This is a genomic window from Polaromonas sp. P2_G11 (assembly GCF_056403595.1).
Genome location: NZ_JBFUFE010000001.1, coordinates 1,251,583 through 1,270,458, shown reverse-complemented (window position 1 = coordinate 1,270,458; position 18,876 = coordinate 1,251,583). Strand labels below are relative to the sequence as shown.

15 protein-coding genes are annotated in these 18,876 nt (G+C 62.9%); 5 read left to right on the top strand and 10 right to left on the bottom strand.

The features are described from left to right. Positions 1-116: 116 nt before the first annotated feature. Positions 117-1,160, bottom strand: coding sequence for a type IV pilus twitching motility protein PilT (locus AC1DWQ_RS06135; protein ID WP_457281553.1), 1,044 nt, complete (start codon positions 1,158-1,160; stop codon positions 117-119). Between the two features lie 48 nt (positions 1,161-1,208). On the opposite strand from AC1DWQ_RS06135, the gene AC1DWQ_RS06130 reads away from it, so the two are divergent. Beyond that, entirely contained in the window at positions 1,209-1,928 is a 720-nt protein-coding gene (locus AC1DWQ_RS06130) for a YggS family pyridoxal phosphate-dependent enzyme (protein WP_477668826.1), read from the top strand. A 123-nt stretch (positions 1,929-2,051) separates the two neighbouring features. Here AC1DWQ_RS06130 and AC1DWQ_RS06125 read toward each other — a convergent pair whose 3' ends face one another. From AC1DWQ_RS06125 to AC1DWQ_RS06115, 3 genes are all read right to left on the bottom strand, one after another. Then, complete coding sequence (locus tag AC1DWQ_RS06125) at positions 2,052-2,618, bottom strand: DUF3617 domain-containing protein (protein ID WP_477668825.1); 567 nt, start codon at positions 2,616-2,618, stop codon at positions 2,052-2,054. Positions 2,619-2,697: 79 nt separating this feature from the next. Next, the gene (locus tag AC1DWQ_RS06120; RefSeq protein WP_477668824.1) at positions 2,698-3,840 is read right to left on the bottom strand and encodes an ABC transporter substrate-binding protein; all 1,143 of its coding nucleotides are present in this window, start codon (positions 3,838-3,840) and stop codon (positions 2,698-2,700) included. A 197-nt stretch (positions 3,841-4,037) separates the two neighbouring features. Continuing rightward, positions 4,038-4,517 carry an Lrp/AsnC ligand binding domain-containing protein gene (locus tag AC1DWQ_RS06115; RefSeq protein ID WP_457281549.1) on the bottom strand — a complete coding sequence of 160 codons (480 nt, stop codon included), beginning with the start codon at positions 4,515-4,517 and terminating at the stop codon, positions 4,038-4,040. A 109-nt stretch (positions 4,518-4,626) separates the two neighbouring features. On the opposite strand from AC1DWQ_RS06115, the gene AC1DWQ_RS06110 reads away from it, so the two are divergent. Next, positions 4,627-7,626: an L-glutamate gamma-semialdehyde dehydrogenase gene (locus AC1DWQ_RS06110; protein ID WP_477668823.1), complete on the top strand. Its 3,000-nt coding sequence runs from the start codon at positions 4,627-4,629 to the stop codon at positions 7,624-7,626. A gap of 649 nt (positions 7,627-8,275) precedes the next feature. Here AC1DWQ_RS06110 and AC1DWQ_RS06105 read toward each other — a convergent pair. Next, positions 8,276-9,178 carry a LysR family transcriptional regulator gene (locus AC1DWQ_RS06105; RefSeq protein ID WP_477668935.1) on the bottom strand — a complete coding sequence of 301 codons (903 nt, stop codon included), beginning with the start codon at positions 9,176-9,178 and terminating at the stop codon, positions 8,276-8,278. A 176-nt stretch (positions 9,179-9,354) separates the two neighbouring features. Here AC1DWQ_RS06105 and AC1DWQ_RS06100 point away from each other — a divergent pair, with 176 nt between their 5' ends. Next, positions 9,355-10,803 (top strand): MFS transporter, encoded by a 1,449-nt coding sequence (locus AC1DWQ_RS06100; RefSeq protein ID WP_477668822.1) that lies wholly within the window; start codon positions 9,355-9,357, stop codon positions 10,801-10,803. Here the strand turns inward: AC1DWQ_RS06100 and AC1DWQ_RS06095 are convergent. Both AC1DWQ_RS06095 and uvrA read right to left on the bottom strand, forming a co-directional pair. Then, a complete protein-coding gene (locus AC1DWQ_RS06095) occupies positions 10,793-11,722 on the bottom strand; it encodes a DMT family transporter (RefSeq protein WP_477668821.1) in 930 nt (309 codons plus the stop codon). The genes AC1DWQ_RS06100 and AC1DWQ_RS06095 overlap by 11 nt on opposite strands. A gap of 65 nt (positions 11,723-11,787) precedes the next feature. Beyond that, positions 11,788-14,826, bottom strand: a complete 3,039-nt coding sequence (gene uvrA / locus AC1DWQ_RS06090) for an excinuclease ABC subunit UvrA (RefSeq protein WP_477668820.1) — start codon at positions 14,824-14,826, stop codon at positions 11,788-11,790. A gap of 212 nt (positions 14,827-15,038) precedes the next feature. Here uvrA and AC1DWQ_RS06085 point away from each other — a divergent pair, with 212 nt between their 5' ends. Together AC1DWQ_RS06085 and ssb are read left to right on the top strand one after the other, a co-directional pair. Then, the gene (locus AC1DWQ_RS06085; RefSeq protein WP_477668819.1) at positions 15,039-16,274 is read left to right on the top strand and encodes an MFS transporter; all 1,236 of its coding nucleotides are present in this window, start codon (positions 15,039-15,041) and stop codon (positions 16,272-16,274) included. 21 nt (positions 16,275-16,295) lie between these two features. Continuing rightward, a complete protein-coding gene (gene ssb / locus AC1DWQ_RS06080; protein ID WP_477668818.1) occupies positions 16,296-16,787 on the top strand; it encodes a single-stranded DNA-binding protein in 492 nt (163 codons plus the stop codon). Between the two features lie 76 nt (positions 16,788-16,863). Here ssb and AC1DWQ_RS06075 read toward each other — a convergent pair whose 3' ends face one another. The 3 genes from AC1DWQ_RS06075 to AC1DWQ_RS06065 form a co-directional block, all read right to left on the bottom strand. After that, entirely contained in the window at positions 16,864-17,253 is a 390-nt protein-coding gene (locus AC1DWQ_RS06075) for a nuclear transport factor 2 family protein (RefSeq protein ID WP_477668817.1), read from the bottom strand. Positions 17,254-17,257: 4 nt separating this feature from the next. Further along, positions 17,258-18,157, bottom strand: a complete 900-nt coding sequence (locus AC1DWQ_RS06070) for an MBL fold metallo-hydrolase (protein WP_477668816.1) — start codon at positions 18,155-18,157, stop codon at positions 17,258-17,260. 63 nt (positions 18,158-18,220) lie between these two features. Beyond that, on the bottom strand, positions 18,221-18,859 hold the full coding sequence (locus AC1DWQ_RS06065) for a DsbA family protein (RefSeq protein ID WP_477668815.1): 639 nt from the start codon (positions 18,857-18,859) through the stop codon (positions 18,221-18,223). Between the last annotated feature and the right edge of the window lie 17 nt (positions 18,860-18,876).

Sequence of the window (18,876 nt, the reverse complement as noted above, 5' to 3'; positions counted from 1 at the left end):
AATCAAGCAGGGGCCGCGGAACCGGCTTTGCCGGGCCGCAGGCGCAGCGGCCTCATACGTAAGGAAAGGGGCAGCGCGCCGTAGGCTCGAAGTGACAAGCGTGGGGGCCATAGCTTCTAGCCGGGGAAGTTTTCCGGGATTTTTGCCTTGCCGCGGGCTTCGGCAGCAGAAATCACATTGCGCTTCACCAGCTCGGTCAGGTTCTGGTCCAGCGTCTGCATGCCCACACTGTTGCCGGTCTGGATGGATGAATACATCTGGGCGACCTTGGCCTCGCGGATCAAATTGCGGATGGCGCTGGTGCCCAGCATGATCTCGTGTGCGGCCACGCGGCCCGCACCATCCTTGGTTTTGCACAGTGTTTGCGAAATCACGGCCTGCAACGACTCGGACAGCATGGAACGGATCATTTCCTTTTCCTCGGCCGGAAACACGTCGATGATCCGGTCGATGGTTTTCGCGGCGCTGGAAGTATGCAGCGTGCCGAAGACAAGGTGGCCCGTTTCAGCGGCCGACATGGCCAGCCGGATGGTTTCCAGGTCACGCATTTCACCCACCAGGATGGCGTCCGGATCTTCCCGCAGGGCCGATTTCAGCGCGGCGTTAAAGCTCAGGGTGTGTGGGCCGACCTCGCGCTGGTTGATCAGGCATTTTTTGGATTCGTGCACGAATTCGATCGGGTCTTCCACCGTCAGGATGTGGCCGTACTCGTTTTCGTTCAGGTAGTTGACCATGGCGGCCAGTGTGGTCGATTTGCCCGAGCCGGTGGGGCCGGTGACCAGCACCATGCCGCGCGGTTTCATGGCCAGGTCGCCAAAAATCTTGGGGGCGTTGAGCTGTTCCAGTGTCAGGATTTTGGATGGAATGGTCCGCAGCACCGCACCGGCGCCGCGATTCTGGTTGAAGGCATTGACGCGAAAGCGGGCGAGGCCGTCGATTTCGAACGAGAAGTCGACCTCCAGGAATTCTTCATATGTTTTGCGCTGGGTGTCGTTCATGATGTCATACACCATGGAATGCACCTGCTTGTGGTCCAGCGGATCGATGTTGATGCGCCGCACGTCGCCGTGAACCCGGATCATGGGCGGCAAGCCTGCCGACAAATGCAAGTCAGACGCCTTGTTCTTGACACTAAAAGCCAGCAACTGCGTGATATCCATCCCGGGACCCTTTGAAAATGGTTTTCAAACTAAGTTTACAGTTCGATTATGACCACGATTGTGCGCAATCTCCAGCTTGTCCGTGACCGGATAACCACGGCCTGCGTAGCCGCCGGGCGCAATCCGGCGAGCGTGCGGCTGCTGGCGGTCTCCAAAACCTTTGGTGCGGACGCCGTGATCGACGCCGCGTCGGATGGGCAGCGTGCCTTCGGCGAAAACTACATCACTGAGGGCGTAGAGAAAATTGCCGCCCTCCGCGCCTGGCAAGGCGCCGAGGCACAGGGCCCTGGGATTACGCTGGAGTGGCATTGCATTGGCCCGGTTCAGAGCAACAAGACCCGTCTCGTGGCTGAGCATTTTGACTGGGTGCAGTCGGTAGATCGCCCCAAAATCGCCCAGCGGCTGAGCGAGCAGCGACCGCCCGATTTGCCGCCGCTCCAGATCTGCCTGCAGGTCAACGTGGATGGTGGCGCCAACAAGTCGGGCGTGGCGCCTGAGGATGTCCTGGCGCTGGCGCAGGCGGTTGTGCAGCTGCCGAACCTCACCTTGCGCGGCTTGATGGCGATACCGGAGCCTGCTATCGATTTTGTAGCTGCTTGCGCTGTCCACGCGCGGACAAAAGCCATTTTTGACGAAATCAACGCGTCAGGTGCGTTGCTTGCACCCATGGATACCTTGTCAATGGGCATGACCGCTGACCTGGAGGCGGCGATCCATTCGGGCAGCACCATGGTGCGCGTAGGCACCGCGATTTTTGGGGGGAGATAGCCCCCACGGTCGCTCACTCCGTGTAGCTTCCTGCCCCCCGAGGGGGCCGCTGCGCCTGCGGCCCGGCAAAGCCGGTTCCGCGGCCCCTGCTGGTGAAGACATGCCCTGCTTCGGGGGGCGTTTCTATTTCTTGGGAGGAGCGATGGGTTTGATATTGCCGCAATCAGCCGACAGCCATTTGCCTGCAGCATCCATGGTCATCTTCTCGGGCTTGCCTTTGACGGTGGTCGTGGTGTTCATCTTCATCGTGTAGGCGGTGTCGCCGTTGAAGGTCATTACGCCTTCGCCGCTGGACGGTGGCTGCGTGCAGGTGTAGGCAAACTTCATGGTGTTGCCGCTGCGCGGCGACTGGGTGCTCTTGCAGTCGCCCTGTTGTTGCTGCGGCAGCTCGTTGCGCTCGGCCATTTCCTTGGTAACGCACACCTTCATGGTCATGCCACCGCCGGCGCCGGGCCCCATGGACATGCCCTGTTTGCCCATCATGTCCTGCATCTGCTTGCGCTGCTCGGGCGACATGCTGGCCAGCTGCTTTTCCATGTTGGCCATGGCTTTTTCCATCTCGCCGGAGCTTGACTGCATTTTGCTCGTCATTTCCCACAGGCCCGGTTTGGTGGTCTGTGCAGAAACCCCGGCGGACAGGGCCAGCGTGAAAGCGGCAAGGGCGGCTGGAAAGGGGGTAGAAAGCTTCATGGGTGTTCCTGGTGAATGGCAAACAGGGGATGAGCCCGCATTATTGCCAGCATGGGCCGTTTTGCAAGTTTCGATGCCGTCAGCGCATGAATTTTCCGCCGCGCCCGATGATGGTGAGATCGGTGAAGCGGGAGCCCTCGTGACTTTGGGGGCTGTAGTTCACCGTGAAGCCGCCCATGTTGTAGTCGCGCATGGACTCCAGCGCCGTCACCAGGCTCTCACGGGTCAGGTTCTTCCCCGCAGCCCGGCGCAGGCCTTCGGTAAAGACCTTGGCCACCAGAAAGCCTTCCATGCTGGAGAAGTCAAAGTCCTTGTGGCCGCCCTCAGCCATGCGTTGCTGGTATTCACGCACGATGGCCGATGAGGGTGTGTAAGGGAAGGGCATCACCTGCGAAATCGTCACGCCCGCCCCGGTGTCGCCCAACTCTTCAGCGAGCGCCTTCGAGCCGACAAAGCTCACATTGAAAAACTGGCCACCGTAGGCCTTGGCCCGTGCCTGCCTGATCAGCGCGGCGCAGGATTTGTAGGCACTGATCTGGATCACAGCCTCAGGCGTGACCTTGAGTATTTCTGCCAGCGGTGCGGCAACATCCACGCTGTTGCGCTCGACCGTGACGCTGGCAGCCGGCTTGAGGTTGCGCCGGGTCAGCGCCCGCATCACGCCTTCCAGCCCGGCCTTGCCGTAAGAATCGTTCTGGTAGAAGACGGCGATTTTGGTGATGCCGACGGTGCTCAGGTGCTGCACGATGCGCTCGGTCTCGTCAAAGTAACTGGCGCGCACGTGGAACAGGTTTCGGTTGAAAGGCTCGCGCAGGCCCTGCGCGCCTGTGAACGGGCCAATCAGCGGTATGCCTGCCGCGTTGATGGCCGGCACCGCGGCCAGGGTGGTGGGTGTGCCGACCGAACCGATCAGCGCGAACACCCTGTCTTCTTCGATCAGGGCCTTGACCGCGGCAGCAGCCTTTTCAGGTTCATAACCGTCGTCCCGCGAAACCAGCTTGAGGGTGCGGCCGTTGATGCCGCCGGCGGCGTTGACGGCATTGAAGTGCGCCAATATGCCCAGTTGCATGCGCTTGCCCAGCTCGGCGGCGGGGCCGGTCTGGGCGGCGAATTGCCCGACGCGTATTTCGGTATCCGTCACGCCGATTTCCGCCGACTGCGCCGCCGCGGCGACAAGCACTCCCACCAACACGGCCAAACGCCACCATGGCTTGTTTTTCATCAGGGGCCTCCGTTTTTTTCGTGGTAATGGTTTTTTCACCATCTGCATATGCAACTTCTTGCATATGTGCACTGCAAGGTAGTCCAATGCGCACGGCTTGGCAACGCGGTTAGTCCGGGTGCGACTGGATTTGAGCGGGAATCCGTGAGAAAAGTGCCGCTAACGCGGCCTTTTCAGGCGGGCAGCAGATGCCCGGCCTAGACCCCCAGCGCCAGCCGGGTGGTATTTTTCACCTCTTCCATTACGGCGTAAGTGCGGGTTTCGCGCACACCCGGCAGCTGCCAGAGCACGGTGCCGGCAAAAGAGCGGTAGGCCACCATGTCGGCCATGCGGGTTTTGAGCAGATAGTCAAAGCCGCCGGCCACCATGTGGCATTCGGAGATTTCCGGGTGGACCTGTACGGCCGCCTTGAAGGCTTCAAACACGTTGGGCGTGGTGCGGTCCAGCAGCACTTCGACAAACACCATCATTCCGGCGCCCAGCTTGAGGGGATTGAGCAGGGCTTCATAACCCAGGATGTAGCCGTCCCGGCTCAAACGCTGCACGCGGGCCAGCACGGCCGTGGGCGACAGAGCCACGCTCTCGGCGAGCTTGAGGTTGGAAATCCGGCCGTCCTGCTGCAGGACATTCAGGATTTTCAGGTCAATGCGGTCAATTTCGGGTGAGGCTTCAAACATGGATAGTGAATTATTCGGTGAATTGCACAAATTTAGCGGGAAATTCTGCTGAATTCAACAGAACATCATCGTATTGACTGAATAACCGCCATTTACCGTGAAAACCTCCATGAATCACTTGAAGCCTGCATCTCCGCGCCTGCCCTTCCCGTACCGCCCCGAAGCCGACATCGTGGCGGCGCACCTGCAGCGCTTCGCCGGGGCGCTCGACTGGGCGGCTGCGGCGCACTCCGCCCAGCCCTGGGTGCAGGCCGTGCGTGACAACCCGCCGCCGTTCTGGGCGATGGAAAGCCTGCTCAAGGAATACCCGATCTCCAGCGCGGAGGGCTTGGCCCTGATGCGGCTGGCCGAAGCCTTGTTGCGTGTGCCGGACGCCGAAACCGCGATTGCCCTGACGGCTGACCAGCTCGGCCGCGCCGATTTCGACAGCGCTGGCGACGGTGTAATGGCTCGCCTGTCGGCCTCGGCCATCGCCATGTCCAAGAAATTCCTGCCGGAAGGCGGCCAGGCCCACATCATGAGCAAGCTGGGCGCGCGCACGGTGGTGGCGGCGACCTTGCGTGCCGTGCAGCTGCTCGGCCGGCAGTTTGTGCTCGGGCAAACCATTGCCGATGCGATGGCCGAGGCCGATGACAGCCGCAAAAAAATCCCCAACCTGCGTTTCAGCTACGACATGCTGGGCGAGGGTGCGCGTACCGATGCCGACGCGCTGCGCTATCTCGCCAGTTACACAAACGCTATCAAATCAATAGCTGCTGGCGCTCGTCCAATGGGTGCTACCGAGCAAAACGACGGTATATCCATCAAGCTCAGCGCGCTGCACCCGCGCTACGAAGACGCCCAGCGCGAACGCGTGATGGCCGAGCTGGTACCGCGCGTCTGGGGGCTGTGCGAGCTGTCGGCCCGGGCCAATATCAACCTCACCATCGACGCCGAAGAGGTCGACAGGCTCGAGCTCTCGCTGGATGTGTTTGAAGCCCTGGCTGCGCTGGTGGCAAAGCACCACCCGCAGTGGCAGGGCTTTGGCTTGGCCATGCAGGCCTACCAGACCCGCGCGCTGGAGTTGATTGAGCACATCGCCACCGTCGCCCGCAAATACAGGCTGCGCCTGATGTGCCGCCTGGTCAAGGGTGCGTACTGGGATTCGGAAATCAAGCGCGCACAAGAGATGGGCTTGCCGCACTACCCGGTGTTCACGCACAAGCACCACACCGATGTGTCGTACCTGGCCTGTGCGCAGGCTTTGCTGGCCGCGCCCGACGCCATTTACCCGCAGTTTGCCGGCCACAACGCCGCCACCATTGCCGCGATTTTGCAGATGGCGTCGCGCAACGCAGTTCCCTTCGAGCTGCAGCGCCTGCACGGCATGGGCGAGGGCGTTTTCCGCGAGGTGCTGAAGAACCCGCTGATCAGCTGCCGCGTGTACGCGCCCGTGGGCGCCCACCGCGACCTGCTTGCTTACCTGGTGCGCCGCCTGCTTGAGAACGGCGCCAACTCGTCCTTTGTGCACCAGCTGGCCGACGAGTCGGTCGGCATGGGCGAGCTGCTGACCTCACCGATGCGCCTGGAGCCCGAATCGTCTTTGCCGCTGCCGCCGGCCCTATACGGCCCCGGCCGGCCCAACAGCCTGGGGCTGGACCTCACGGTCCAGAGCATGCGCGCACCGCTGCTGGCCGCGTTGGCCACCACCCCGGTCCCCGTCGTGCCTGAGTTTGATGCCAAATCGGCCGCCAGCGCAATAGCGACGTGCGCAAGCAGCTATCAAAAGTGGAGCAACGTGCCCATTGCCGAGCGCGCGGCCATCTTGCGCCGCGCTGCCGCCGCGATGGAGCAGCAGATGCCGAAGTTCTGCGCATTGCTGGTGAAAGAGGCCTTCAAGACCTGGGGCGATGCGGTGTCTGAAGTGCGCGAGGCGGTGGACTTCCTGCGCTACTACGCGGGCGAGGCCGAACGCATCATGCAGCCGGTCGCGCTGCCCGGCCCCACAGGTGAAACCAATGAGCTGCGCCTGTCGGCGCGCGGCGTCTGGGTCTGCATCAGCCCCTGGAATTTCCCGCTGGCCATCTTCACCGGCCAGGTTGCGGCGGCACTGGCCACCGGCAACGCTGTAATGGCCAAGCCCGCCGAGCAAACCCCCGGCGTGGCTTGGGAGGCTGTGAAGTTGCTGCACCAGGCCGGCGTGCCCGAAGGCGCGCTGCAACTGGCGCATGGCGCCGGTGAAACCGTGGGCGCCGCGCTGGTGGCAGCGCCGCAAGTCGCCGGCGTGGTGTTTACCGGCTCCACCCAGGTCGCCAAGATCATCAACCGCGCGCTGGCCGCCAAAGACGGCCCCATCGTCCCGCTGATTGCCGAGACCGGCGGCATCAACGCCATGCTGGTGGACAGCACGGCCCTGCCCGAGCAGGTGGCCGACGCGGTGGTGCAGAGTGCGTTCCGCTCCGCCGGCCAGCGCTGCTCGGCGCTGCGCCTGCTGTGTGTGCATGAGGGCATTGCCGACCACGTGATCGAGATGATCAAGGGCGCCGCGCAGGAGCTGGTGGTGGGCGAGACAGCCGACCTGGCGACGGATGTCGGTCCGGTGATCGACCGCGAAGCCTTTGACAACATCCAGAAGCATCTTCAGCGCCTGAATTCAACGTCAAAAATGCTTGTAAGCCATGCAGGACGAGCGCAAGCAGCTCCTGATTCGATAGCAAATGTCATTCCCCCCGCAGCCTTTGAAGTACGCAGCCTGGCCGAAGTGAAAGACGAAATCTTCGGCCCCGTGCTGCAGATCGTGCGCTGGGGCAGCGGCGAGCTGGCCACGCCGGAGGCCGTGATCGCGCAGATCAACGCACTGGGCTACGGCCTCACGCTCGGTATCCAGACCCGCATCGACTCGCGCGCACAGGCACTCGCGGCCAGCGCCCACGTAGGCAATATTTATGTGAACCGCAACATGATCGGTGCGGTGGTGGGGGTGCAACCTTTCGGCGGAGAAGGCCTGTCCGGCACGGGCCCCAAGGCGGGTGGGCCGCATTACCTGTATCGCTTTTGTGCTGAGCAGACTGTCACTGTGAATACGACGGCGGCGGGGGGGAATGCGGCGCTCCTGGCTGGAGGGGCTTGACGGGGCGGTCGGCTCCCGTTCCGACGGGGTGCTCTTTGCTGAGAGCTGCTGGCCGGGGGTAGCCCGGCAGCTACTCACTTTTCTTTTGCTTCGCCAAAAGCAAAGTAAGCAAAAGAAAAGGCGACCCTGCTGTCTGCGTCCCTCCGCTGCGCTACGGGCAACCTGCGGTGCTCGGTTCAGGCGGGGTCTCGCTCGAACTCGCTTCGCTCAGACAATCGCGATCCCTGATCCGCCTGGCCCTGCGCTCCTCGGCGCATACAGAAGGGGTGAAGAGAAGGAATACCAGCAGCCGAAGATAAGAACCCGAATACCTGAAGAAACAAGGACTCGCCACGGCGAGTCCTTGTTGGTATTTGTCTTTGGTATTCGGTCCCCGTTCCCGATTACCCCTTGTGGATGCACCGAGGAGCGGAGGTCCAGACGGATCAGGGCAAAAACTTGTTTGAGCCGCAGGCGAGTTGTTTTTGACCCCGGCTGGCCCGAGCACCGCAGGTTGCCCGTAGCGTAGCGAAGGGACGCAGGAACCAGGGTCGCCTTTTCTTTGCTTACTTTCTTTTGGCGAAGCAAAAGAAAGTGAGTTGCATGCCGGGCAACCCCCGGCCAGCAAGACTCAGCAAAGAGCTCGGCCACAACATCACCAACCGCTCGATCAGGCGAGGGGCCGCCTCACACAAACCTCCCGAACACACCCCCGTAGCCACCGATGCCCAGGATCCGCATCCAGCCGCGGATGCCAGAGCAATGACACCGTGATCTCCGGCGTGGAGACCGGCAGCGCAAAACTGTGCATTCCGGCGCGCAGGTTCCCGGTATGCCGTTCGGGAACCGTGGCGATCAAGTCGGAAGACCGGGCCAGTGCCAGTGCCGCCGCAAAGCCGCCGACGATGGTGGCGATCTCCCTTTCGAGCCCGAATGGGTGCAAGGCTTCATCCACCGGCCCCTTGCCCTGGCCCCGCCGCGAGACGTCGATATGCCTGCCGGCGGCGTAGCGGGCGGGCGTGATCTCTCCCTCGCCCAGCGGGTGTCCCATTCGCACGACGCCGACGAACCGGTCCCGGAACAAGGCCTGCACCCGCAGCTCCGGTGCCGCCGTCTTTCCCACCACGCCGGTTTCAAGGTCGACGGTCCCGTCGCGAAGCTGTGTGCTGTCCTTGTCGAGCTTCTGTACGAAGCACAGCCGTACGCCGGGTGCTTCATTCGCGACGCGTGCAATAAGCTCTGGCCCGAAGTTCTCCACAAAACCTTCGCGCGTGCGCAGCGTGAACGTGCGGACCAGCTGTTTGAGCTTGAGCTTTTTGGCGGGGCGCAGCACCGCTTCTGCGTCTTGCACAAGCTGACTGACGCGCTCACGGAGTTCGACGGCCCGCGGTGTGGGAACAAGGCCGCGTCCAGCCCTGACCAGCAGCGGGTCGCCGGTTGTTTCGCGCAATCGGGCCAGCGCCCGGCTCATCGCTGACGGGCTCAGCCGCAGGCGCCGGGCTGCGCCCGCCACGCTGCCTTCCGCGAGCAGCACATCCAGGGTGACAAGAAGGTTGAAATCGGGCGCAGCCATGCATCGACCATAGCGCAATTTGGCCATGAGATGGCGTTAAACGCACTCATAAAGTGCAAATGATGCGTCTTCCGCCATGCCAGGTAAAGAACTACGCTCCCAGAGAGCTCCATTTCGGGGAACCACGACCCCCTCTACCTGTTTACCCGCTTGCCCACTTTGCCCACTGGACTATCTTGACCACTCCCATTGCACCCACTGTTCCATCAACAAACGCCAACGCGGAACCGGCGCCGCCGGTCCGATGGGTGCTGGCCAGCCTTTCACTGTCCATGCTGCTGTCCTCGCTCGGCACCAGCATCGCCAACGTGGGTTTGCCGGCGCTGGCCCAGGCGTTCAACGCCTCTTTTCAGGAAGTGCAGTGGGTGGTCCTGGCTTACCTGCTGTCCATCACCGCCCTGATCGTCAGTGCCGGACGGCTGGGGGACCTGATGGGGCGCCGGCGGTTGCTGCTGGCTGGCATCTTCCTGTTCTCGGTGGCCTCGGTCCTGTGCGGCATCGCGCCGACGCTCTGGCTGCTGGTTGCCGCCCGGGCTGTGCAAGGCCTGGGGGCGGCCGTGATGATGGCGCTCACTATGGCGTTTGTCGGCGAGGCGGTTCCTAAGGCCAGAACCGGCAGTGCCATGGGGCTGCTCGGCACCATGTCTGCGGTCGGCACCGCGCTGGGGCCATCGCTGGGCGGTGTCCTGATTGCTGTATCGGGCTGGCAGGCCCTGTTCTTCGTCAACGTACCGCTGGGAATCCTGACTTTTTTCCTGGTGCATCGCTACTTGCCCGTTGATCGCAAGGAGCGGAAGGCAGATCGTCCCCGCTTTGATCGCCTGGGCACACTGCTGCTGGCCTTGACACTCGCGGCCTACGCCTTGGCCATGACAACGGGGCGCGGCCATTTCGGTCCGATCAACATGGCGCTGCTGCTGGCGGCTGTTATCGGCGCCAGCTTTTTCGTGCTCGTCGAATCGAGAGCGAAATCCCCTCTGGTCCGGCTCGCGACGTTCCGCGCTCCAGGCTTGAGCGCAAGCCTCGCCATGAACACGCTCGTTGCGACCGTGATGATGGCGACGCTTGTGGTCGGGCCGTTTTATCTGTCCCGTGGTCTCGGGCTCAACGCCGCGCTGGTCGGTATCGTCATGTCGGTCGGCCCCGTCATTTCAGCATTGAGCGGCGTCCCGGCCGGCCGCATGGTGGACCGCCTGGGTGCGCCGTTCATGGCCGTCGCCGGGCTCATCGCCGTGGCCACCGGCGCGGCGGCGCTGGCCGCGCTTCCAGCGATGTTCGGTGTTGCGGGCTACGTGGCCGCCATCTTTATCCTGACCCCGGGATATCAGCTGTTCCAGGCCGCCAACAACACCGCTGTCATGACGGATATTCCTTCGGACCAGCGGGGTGTCATTTCCGGCATGCTCAACCTGTCGCGCAATCTGGGGCTCATGACCGGGGCCTCCGCGATGGGGGCCGTGTTCGCGTTTGCCTCAGCGCCGGACATCACGACCGCGGGTGCCGGGGCTGTTGCCACCGGCATGCAGGTCACGTTCGCGGTTGCGGCGGTGCTGGTTGTCATCGCAATCGCCATCGCCATCGCTGCCGGGGGCCGCATGCGCGCAAAACCCAGGCTCAGCCGCTAACTTTCTCTTCTTTCGTCACCAGCCAGATCCCATAACAAACCAGCAACAAGGCCAGGCCGTTTTTCCACTCCAGGAAGCGCTCATCCAGAAACACCGCCGACAGCAGTGTCCCAAAAATCGGCACCATGAAATTGAACACCGTGATCATGCTCACGCGGTTGTACTTCAGCAAAATCGTCCACAGCGAGAACGCCGCGGACGACAGCACCACGAGGTAAACCATCAACAGGGTGGACTGAAGCGTGAAACCCCTCAATGTTCCGCCGGTAGCAACACCGATCAGCAGCAGCGCCAGGCCGCCTATGGCCAATTGCCAGCCTGTCAGTACCACCGAATCCACGCGCTGCGACACCTTCTTGCCGTAAATACTGGCGGCCGACAGCACAAAAGCGGCGATCACCACAAAGCCTTCGCCCAGCAGCGTGAAGTCGAAGGTCAATAGGCCTTCGCTGAAGTTCACCACCATCACGCCGGCAAAGCCCACCATGCAGCCCAGCACCTTGTTGAAGCTGAGCCGGTCATTCTTGTAGATGTAATGCGCCAGCAGCACGCTGAAGAAGGTGCCCGTTGCATTCATGATCGAGCTCTTCACGCCGGTGGCGTACGCCAGGCCGATGTAGAAGAACACATACTGCAGGCTCGTCTGCGTGAGGCCCACCAGCGTCACCTGGCCGAAGGTGCGGCGGTCCAGCTGGAACACCGGCTTCTTGCTGATGACCGCAAACACCAGCAGCACCAGGCCGGCAAAAATAAAGCGCCAGCCCGCAAACACCAGCTTGGAGGGAATGTCGTCGGCCGCAATATGAAACAGCGCATAGCCGTTCTTGATGGCCGGATAGGCGCTGCCCCAGAGCAGGCAGCACAAGGAGGCCAGCAGAAAAACGACCTTGCGCTGGGTGAAGAAGGTGGAGCTGTTCAAACCGGGATTCCGTGAAAAGAAGGCCGCGTCCGGGCGCGGCAGGCACCTGGACGTGGCAGGGAAACTCAGAGCAGGCGCGCCAGGTACCGCCCGGTATGGCTGGCCGAATTGGCAGCGATGTCTTCCGGCGTACCCACGCCCACCACCGTGCCACCGCCGGCGCCACCCTCGGGGCCCATGTCGATCAGCCAGTCGGCCGTCTTGATGACATCCAGGTTGTGCTCGATCACCACAATCGTGTTGCCCGCGTCGCGCAGCTGGTGCAATACCTTGAGCAGCAAATCGATGTCGGCAAAGTGCAGGCCGGTCGTCGGTTCATCGAGGATGTACAGCGTGCGGCCGGTGTCGCGTTTGCTCAATTCCAGCGCAAGCTTGACGCGCTGTGCCTCGCCGCCCGAGAGCGTGGTCGCGGCCTGGCCCAGCTTGATGTAGGAAAGGCCCACGTCGAGCAGGGTGTGCAGCTTGCGCGCAATCGTCGGCACCGCCTTGAAGAACTCGGCGGCCACCTCGACGGTCAGGTCCAGGATCTGCGCGATGTTCTTGCCCTTGTATTGCACTTCCAGTGTTTCGCGGTTGTAGCGCATGCCCTTGCAGACATCGCAGGGCACGTACACGTCGGGCAGGAAGTGCATTTCGACCTTGACCACGCCGTCGCCCTGGCAGGCTTCGCAGCGGCCGCCGGCCACGTTGAAGCTGAATCGCCCGGCGCCGTAGCCGCGCTCGCGCGCGGTATTCATTTCGGCCATCAGCTCGCGGATCGGTGTGAAGAGGCCGGTGTAGGTGGCCGGGTTGCTGCGCGGCGTGCGGCCGATGGGCGACTGGTCAACGTTGATGACCTTGTCGAAATGCTCGATGCCTTCTATCGCTTCGTGCGGCGCAGGCTCTTCATGGGCGCGGTACAGCGTGCGCGCCACGGCCGCATACAACGTGTCGTTGACCAGTGTGGACTTCCCAGAGCCGGAGACACCGGTTACGCAGGTCAACAGGCCCACCGGGAATTCGACGCTCACGCCTTTGAGGTTATGGCCGGTGGCGTTGACGACGCGCAAGGCCTGCATGTCGCCCAGCGTGGCCTGGTGGATCGCTTCGCGCGCGGCGCGGCGCTCGGCCGCCGGGCTTTGCGGAAAGCGCGAGGCTTTCTTTTTCTCCGCCGCTTCCACCGCCTTGACCGTCGGCAGCCAGGGCGTGCGGCGTTTGGGTACGGCGATCTTCAGTGTTTGCGCCAGGTACTGGCCCGTGAGCGAGTCGGGGTTGTTCTTGACTTCGTCAAATGTGCCTTGCGCCATCACGCGCCCGCCGTGGATGCCGGCACCCGGTCCCATGTCGATCACATGGTCGGCCGCGCGGATCATGTCTTCGTCGTGCTCGACCACCAGCACGCTGTTGCCGATGTCGCGCAAATGCTTGAGCGTGCCGATCAGGCGGTCGTTGTCGCGCTGGTGCAGGCCGATGCTGGGTTCGTCGAGCACGTACATCACGCCGGTCAGGCCCGAACCGATCTGCGAGGCCAGGCGGATGCGCTGGGACTCGCCACCCGACAGTGTCTCCGCGCTGCGATCCAGGCTGAGGTAGTTGAGGCCCACGTCGTTGAGGAACTTCAGGCGCAGGCCGATCTCGCGCACTACCTTGGCTGCAATTTCGGCCTTGGCGCCCTGCATTTTCAGCGTGTTGAAATACCCGAAACTCTCGCGTAACGTTGAGTGGCTGATTTCATAGATCGCCTTGCGCCCAGGCTTGGTGCCATCGGTCACCGATGCGTCAACGCCGTCTTCAGGCGCGCTCACCAGGTACACGTGGCGTGCCTCGGTGCGCAGGCGCGTCCCTTCGCAGTCAGGGCAGGGCTGCACACTGCGATAGCGGGACAGTTCTTCGCGCACGGCGGCAGAGTCGGTTTCGCGGTAGCGCCGCTCGAAGTTGGTGATGACGCCTTCGAAAGGATGCTTCTTTGCGATCTTCTTGCCGGCAAAGTTGCCCGAATCCATCACGTAGCTGAACTTGATTTCTTCCTCGCCCGAGCCGTACAGAACAACCTGCCGCACGTTGTCGGGCAGGTTCTCAAAGGCAGCGTCGATGTCGAATTTGTAGTGCTTTGCCAGGCTCTCAAGCATCGAGAAGTAGTAGCCATTGCGCCGGTCCCAGCCCTTGACGGCGCCGCTGGCCAGGCTCAGCGACGGAAAGGCCACCACGCGCGCCGGGTCGAAAAATTCCATATGGCCCAGGCCGTCACAGGTGGGGCAGGCGCCGACGGGTGAGTTGAAAGAGAAGAGCCGTGGCTCCATTTCGCTTAGCGAGTAGTCGCACACCGGGCAGGAAAACTTCGCGCTGAAGAGGTGCTCTTTGGCGGTGTCCATTTCCATGGCAATCGCTTTGCCGTCGGCCAGGCGAAGCGCGGCCTCAAAGCTTTCGGCCAGGCGTTGCTGCAGGTCCGCGCGAACCTTGATGCGGTCAATCACCACATCGATGTTGTGCTTCTCGGTTTTTTTGAGCTTGGGCAGGTCGTCAAACTCATAGGCCGTGCCGTCGACGCGAAAGCGCACATAGCCTTGCGACTGCATCTCGGCAAACACGTCCACGAATTCGCCCTTGCGGTCGCGCGCCACCGGCGCCAGGATCATCAGCTTGGTGTCTTCGGGCAGGGCCAGCACCGTGTCGACCATTTCGCTGACGCTTTGGGCCTGCAGCGGCAGGTCGTGGTTTGGGCAATATGGCGTGCCGGCCCGCGCAAACAGCAGGCGCAGGTAATCGTGGATTTCAGTGACCGTACCCACGGTGGAGCGCGGGTTGTGCGAGGTGGCCTTCTGTTCGATGGAGATCGCAGGCGACAGGCCTTCGATCATGTCCACGTCGGGCTTGTCCATGAGCTGCAGGAACTGCCGCGCATAGGTGGAGAGGCTCTCAACGTAGCGGCGCTGGCCTTCGGCGTACAGCGTGTCAAAGGCGAGAGACGACTTGCCCGAACCGCTCAAGCCGGTAATCACCACCAGCTGGTTGCGCGGAATATCGAGATCGATATTTTTAAGGTTGTGCGTGCGCGCGCCGCGGATGCTGATCCGCTGGGCCGCGAGCACTTTGGCAAGGTATTTGCTGTCGTCAGGAGAGTTCAAGATGTGGCAGCCGCAAAACTCTCCATCATAGACCGAAGCACCGTTTCAAGCACAATAGCCGGCTGGGCAAGCCACGGGCTGCCGTGGGCTTGCCGCTCCCAGTCGGTCAATCCCGGGTTATTGCCCTGTTTTGGAGCTTTTCTAGCTATTTTTTGGCCGCTTTTGCCCTTTTAATCCCCTTGACTGCGCCTACAGCCCCCATGTCGTTTCCCATGACCGCTACCGAGCGGCGCGCCAGCGTTTCGCTGGCGTCGATCTTTGCGCTTCGCATGCTCGGCCTCTTTTTGGTGCTGCCGGTGTTTGCGCTGGAGGCGGCCAAATACCCGGGGGGCGATGACCCGGCCCGGATTGGCCTGGCCATGGGTATTTATGGCCTGACGCAGGGCATCCTGCAAATTCCCTTTGGGATCGCTTCGGACTGGTGGGGGCGCAAGCGTGTCATTGTTTCCGGCCTGGTCATTTTTGCGCTTGGCAGCCTGATCGCCGCCTGGGCGCCCGACCTGAACTGGCTGATCGCCGGCCGGTCGTTGCAGGGGGCGGGGGCCATTTCGGCTGCCGTTACGGCGCTGCTGGCCGATTCCACCCGCGACGAAGTGCGTACCAAGGCCATGGCGCTGGTGGGCGGCAGCATTGCCCTGATGTTTGCGCTTTCGCTGCTGGCCGCACCCCTGCTCGCCGGCGCTATCGGCCTGCACGGGCTGTTTGCCCTGACTGGCGCGCTGGCACTGGGCGGCATTGCCGTGGTCGTCTGGTGGGTGCCACCCGAACCGGTGGAGCACGTCAACCGGCCGCGCGGCAGCGTGGCGGAGGTGCTGAAGGACACCGCGCTGCTGCGGCTGAATTTCGGCGTGTTCGTGCTGCATGCCGTGCAGCTGGCCATGTGGGTGGCGATCCCGGCTTTGCTGGTGAATGCCGGGCTCGACAAGGCCGCGCATTGGCAGGTCTACCTGCCGGCGGTGCTGGCCTCTTTTGGGGTGATGGGAGCTACGCTGTTTCCGCTGGAAAAACGGGGCTATCTGCGTGCCGTGTTCCTGGGGGCTGTCGGCCTGGTCCTGCTGGTTCAGCTGGGCTTGCTTTGGGTGGCATCGTCTACCTCGGCGCCGGCCAGTCTGGGCATTCTGGCCGTGCTGCTGTTCCTGTTTTTTTGCGGTTTCAACGTCCTCGAAGCCACCCAGCCCAGCCTGGCCTCCCGGGTGGCGCCAGCCCATGCCCGCGGCGCTGCGCTCGGGGTTTACAACACCTTGCAGTCGCTGGGGTTTTTTGCCGGCGGGGCCGTCGGCGGCTGGATCACAAAAACGCAGGGGGCTGAGGGGCTTTTTGCGGTGTGCGGCGGCCTGATGCTGCTATGGCTATTGGTCGCCTGGCCCATGACAGCGCCTGGCCGGCACGGGCCCGCCGCTGTTACAGGCGGCCACGGCGCCGCACCGGGCCAGCCAGTTAAACTCTAAGTTAGATCAGGAGAACACCCCATGGCATCCGTCAATAAAGTTATCGTCGTCGGCAATCTGGGCCGGGACCCCGAAATGCGCAGCTTCCCCAGCGGTGACCAGGTCGCCAACGTCACCATTGCCACCACTGACAAGTGGAAGGACAAGCAGACGGGTGAAATGAAGGAGGCCACCGAATGGCACCGCGTGGTGTTCAACGGCCGTCTGGCTGAAATCGTTGGCCAGTACCTGCGCAAAGGCTCGCAGGTCTATGTCGAAGGCAGCCTGCGCACGCGCAAGTGGACCGACAAGGACGGCCAGGAAAAGTACACCACCGAAATCCGTGCCGACCAGATGCAGATGCTGGGCAGCCGTCAGGGCATGGGCGGCCCCGGCGGTGATGACGGCGGCGGTTATGAAGCGCCGCGCCAGTCCGCACCTGCGGCACGTCCACAGGCCGCCGCACCGCGGCCCGCCCCGGCAGCCAAGGCCGCCAGCGGCTTTGACGACATGGACGACGATATCCCGTTCTAAATACGAACAGTCTTTGTCGATGGAGGCCCACTCTTCGAGAGGAGAGTGGGCTTTTCGTTTGCAGGCGTCCGGATGATCAGCTCATCGCCTGACGGACTAGCAGCGTGTCCGTGAACTGCTCAAAGGCCACGACCTTCCCGTCCCGCAGGTGCCAGACATGGGCCACACGGGCCTGCATGTCCTTTCCCGTGGCGCGGTAAGTGCCGTGGTAGGTCCCCACCCCGAGGATGTGGTCACCACCGTCGATGAGGCTTTGCAGTTCGAAGCGATAGCCGATCCAGTCCCTGCCCAGCACGGCAAAGACGTTGTCGACAACCGCTTGAGGCCCGACCCAGGTGCCCGCGCAGGGGAAGCCTGCCATCTCGGTCCAGCGTACCTGGGGCGAGACATGGGCCATCATCTCCTGGATGTTTCCCTGGGCCGACGCCGCGTAGTGGGCACGGACGATGTCGATATTCGACATCATGGCCTCAACCCCACTTCATCTCGCCCTTGGCGACTTTGGCGCCGATCTGCAGGGCCACGCCCATGCCGGCATTCGGATAACGCTTGGTCATCGCCGCGATGAGGGCGGCGCTGTCCGCGGCCTTGGCCAGCTCTTCCTCGAAAGCCACGAGGTAGTCGCGCGTGTATTTGATCGCGCTTGCGTCCACCGCCGCCGTGACCGCCATGTGGCCGGGGACCACCACCGCGGGTTTGCGCGCGGCCATGGCGTCAAGCGCCTTCACCCATGTGGCACGGCCCTCGGCGCCCTGCGTGTCGGCGGTCCACACGTGAACACCGGAGAACAGCAGCACGCCGCCGAAGATGGCGTTCAGCGAAGGCACCCAGATGTAGCGGCGGTTGGCCAAGCCATCGGCATCGGCGATTTCGAGGGTCTGGCCTTCCAGCGTGAGCGACCGGCCGTCGAAGGCTTCGGGCATCACGATGTCCGCCAGCGCCTGTGGGCCGTTCTCCTTGAGCTGGGGGCCCCAGGTTGCCAGTTTCTTTTCCACGTTGCCCTTGATGGCCGTGATCGTGGCCGGTGCCGCAATCACCTTGGCGTCGGGAAACGCCGCCTTGATGGGCGCCAGGCTGAAGTAGTAGTCGGGATCGCTCTGGCTGATGTAGATGGTCGTGAGCTTTTTGCCGGTGGCCTTGATGGCCTCGGCCAATGCCTTGCCGTCGGGAAGCGTAAAGCCCCCGTCGATGAGGACAGCCTCGCGTTCGCCGGAGATCAGCACCGGGGCACGGAAGAATCCGTGTTCGCCGGCGGGAAAGTGTTTCCAGGTCAGGTTGGTATTTGCAGCCATAGCGCTTTTCACTCCTAAGATGGCCGTCGCGACAGCCGCGCCGGCTACAGTTTTGATTGCTTCTCTTCGTGTTGTCATGGTTTTTCCTTCTTCTTGAACAGTTAACTGAAATGGGTTGTGGGGGTGGAGGCGGTGCCGGGCTCAAGCAGCCTCGAGCTCGCCTGCCAGCGCGCTCGGGTTGGAATAAAAATCGGCGTTATTCAAGACCCAGCGCTGCGCGCCGGATTCGGCTACCAGCGTAGGCACGCCGTGTGCGCCGAACTCCCGCATCAAGGCCTGGGCGCGATCCATGCGGGCCCGGTTGGCCGAGAGAAGATCTTCATCAGGCTTGTCCACCATTGCGGCGGCCTGCTCAAGCCCCAGCCCTTGCAGAAGGGCGGCCAGCGTTTCCAGCGAGGTCGTGTCCTGGCCATCCACATAGCGTGCAGTCTGGATCGCCTTGAGGGCTTCCAGTTCCCGAGCCGGTGCCGTCAATGACACGGCCGTGAGCGCCAGCGTGGCGGGGCCGCTGTCAAACAGCCGTTGGTGGTCACCGAGAACCCGCTCGCGATACTGCTCGCTGAAGCCTTGCCCCGTCAGGCGCTCGATGCGCTGGTCGTTGGACCAGGCATAGGCGGCGAAGTCACTGTTCATGGGCCGTGCGCCCTCGCCCGCGAACAGCCCGGTCGGCAGCAGTTCGATGCGGACAGCGGGAGTTTCAGCCAATGCGGAGAGCGCCGGCATGGCGCCGTAGCACCAGCCGCACAGCGGGTCGAACAGGTAATGGAGGGTTTTGGTCATGGGTTTTTTGCTCACTG

Coding starts and splice junctions, on each gene's coding strand:
- AC1DWQ_RS06120 (WP_477668824.1), bottom strand. CDS start 3,840: ATGAAAAACAAGCCATGGTGGCGTTTGGCCGTGTTGGTGGGAGTGCTT.
- AC1DWQ_RS06125 (WP_477668825.1), bottom strand. CDS start 2,618: ATGAAGCTTTCTACCCCCTTTCCAGCCGCCCTTGCCGCTTTCACGCTG.
- AC1DWQ_RS06105 (WP_477668935.1), bottom strand. CDS start 9,178: ATGGCTGCGCCCGATTTCAACCTTCTTGTCACCCTGGATGTGCTGCTC.
- AC1DWQ_RS06135 (WP_457281553.1), bottom strand. CDS start 1,160: ATGGATATCACGCAGTTGCTGGCTTTTAGTGTCAAGAACAAGGCGTCT.
- AC1DWQ_RS06085 (WP_477668819.1), top strand. CDS start 15,039: ATGACCGCTACCGAGCGGCGCGCCAGCGTTTCGCTGGCGTCGATCTTT.
- AC1DWQ_RS06065 (WP_477668815.1), bottom strand. CDS start 18,859: ATGACCAAAACCCTCCATTACCTGTTCGACCCGCTGTGCGGCTGGTGC.
- AC1DWQ_RS06115 (WP_457281549.1), bottom strand. CDS start 4,517: ATGTTTGAAGCCTCACCCGAAATTGACCGCATTGACCTGAAAATCCTG.
- AC1DWQ_RS06070 (WP_477668816.1), bottom strand. CDS start 18,157: ATGACAACACGAAGAGAAGCAATCAAAACTGTAGCCGGCGCGGCTGTC.
- AC1DWQ_RS06075 (WP_477668817.1), bottom strand. CDS start 17,253: ATGATGTCGAATATCGACATCGTCCGTGCCCACTACGCGGCGTCGGCC.
- ssb (WP_477668818.1), top strand. CDS start 16,296: ATGGCATCCGTCAATAAAGTTATCGTCGTCGGCAATCTGGGCCGGGAC.
- AC1DWQ_RS06110 (WP_477668823.1), top strand. CDS start 4,627: ATGAATCACTTGAAGCCTGCATCTCCGCGCCTGCCCTTCCCGTACCGC.
- AC1DWQ_RS06130 (WP_477668826.1), top strand. CDS start 1,209: ATGACCACGATTGTGCGCAATCTCCAGCTTGTCCGTGACCGGATAACC.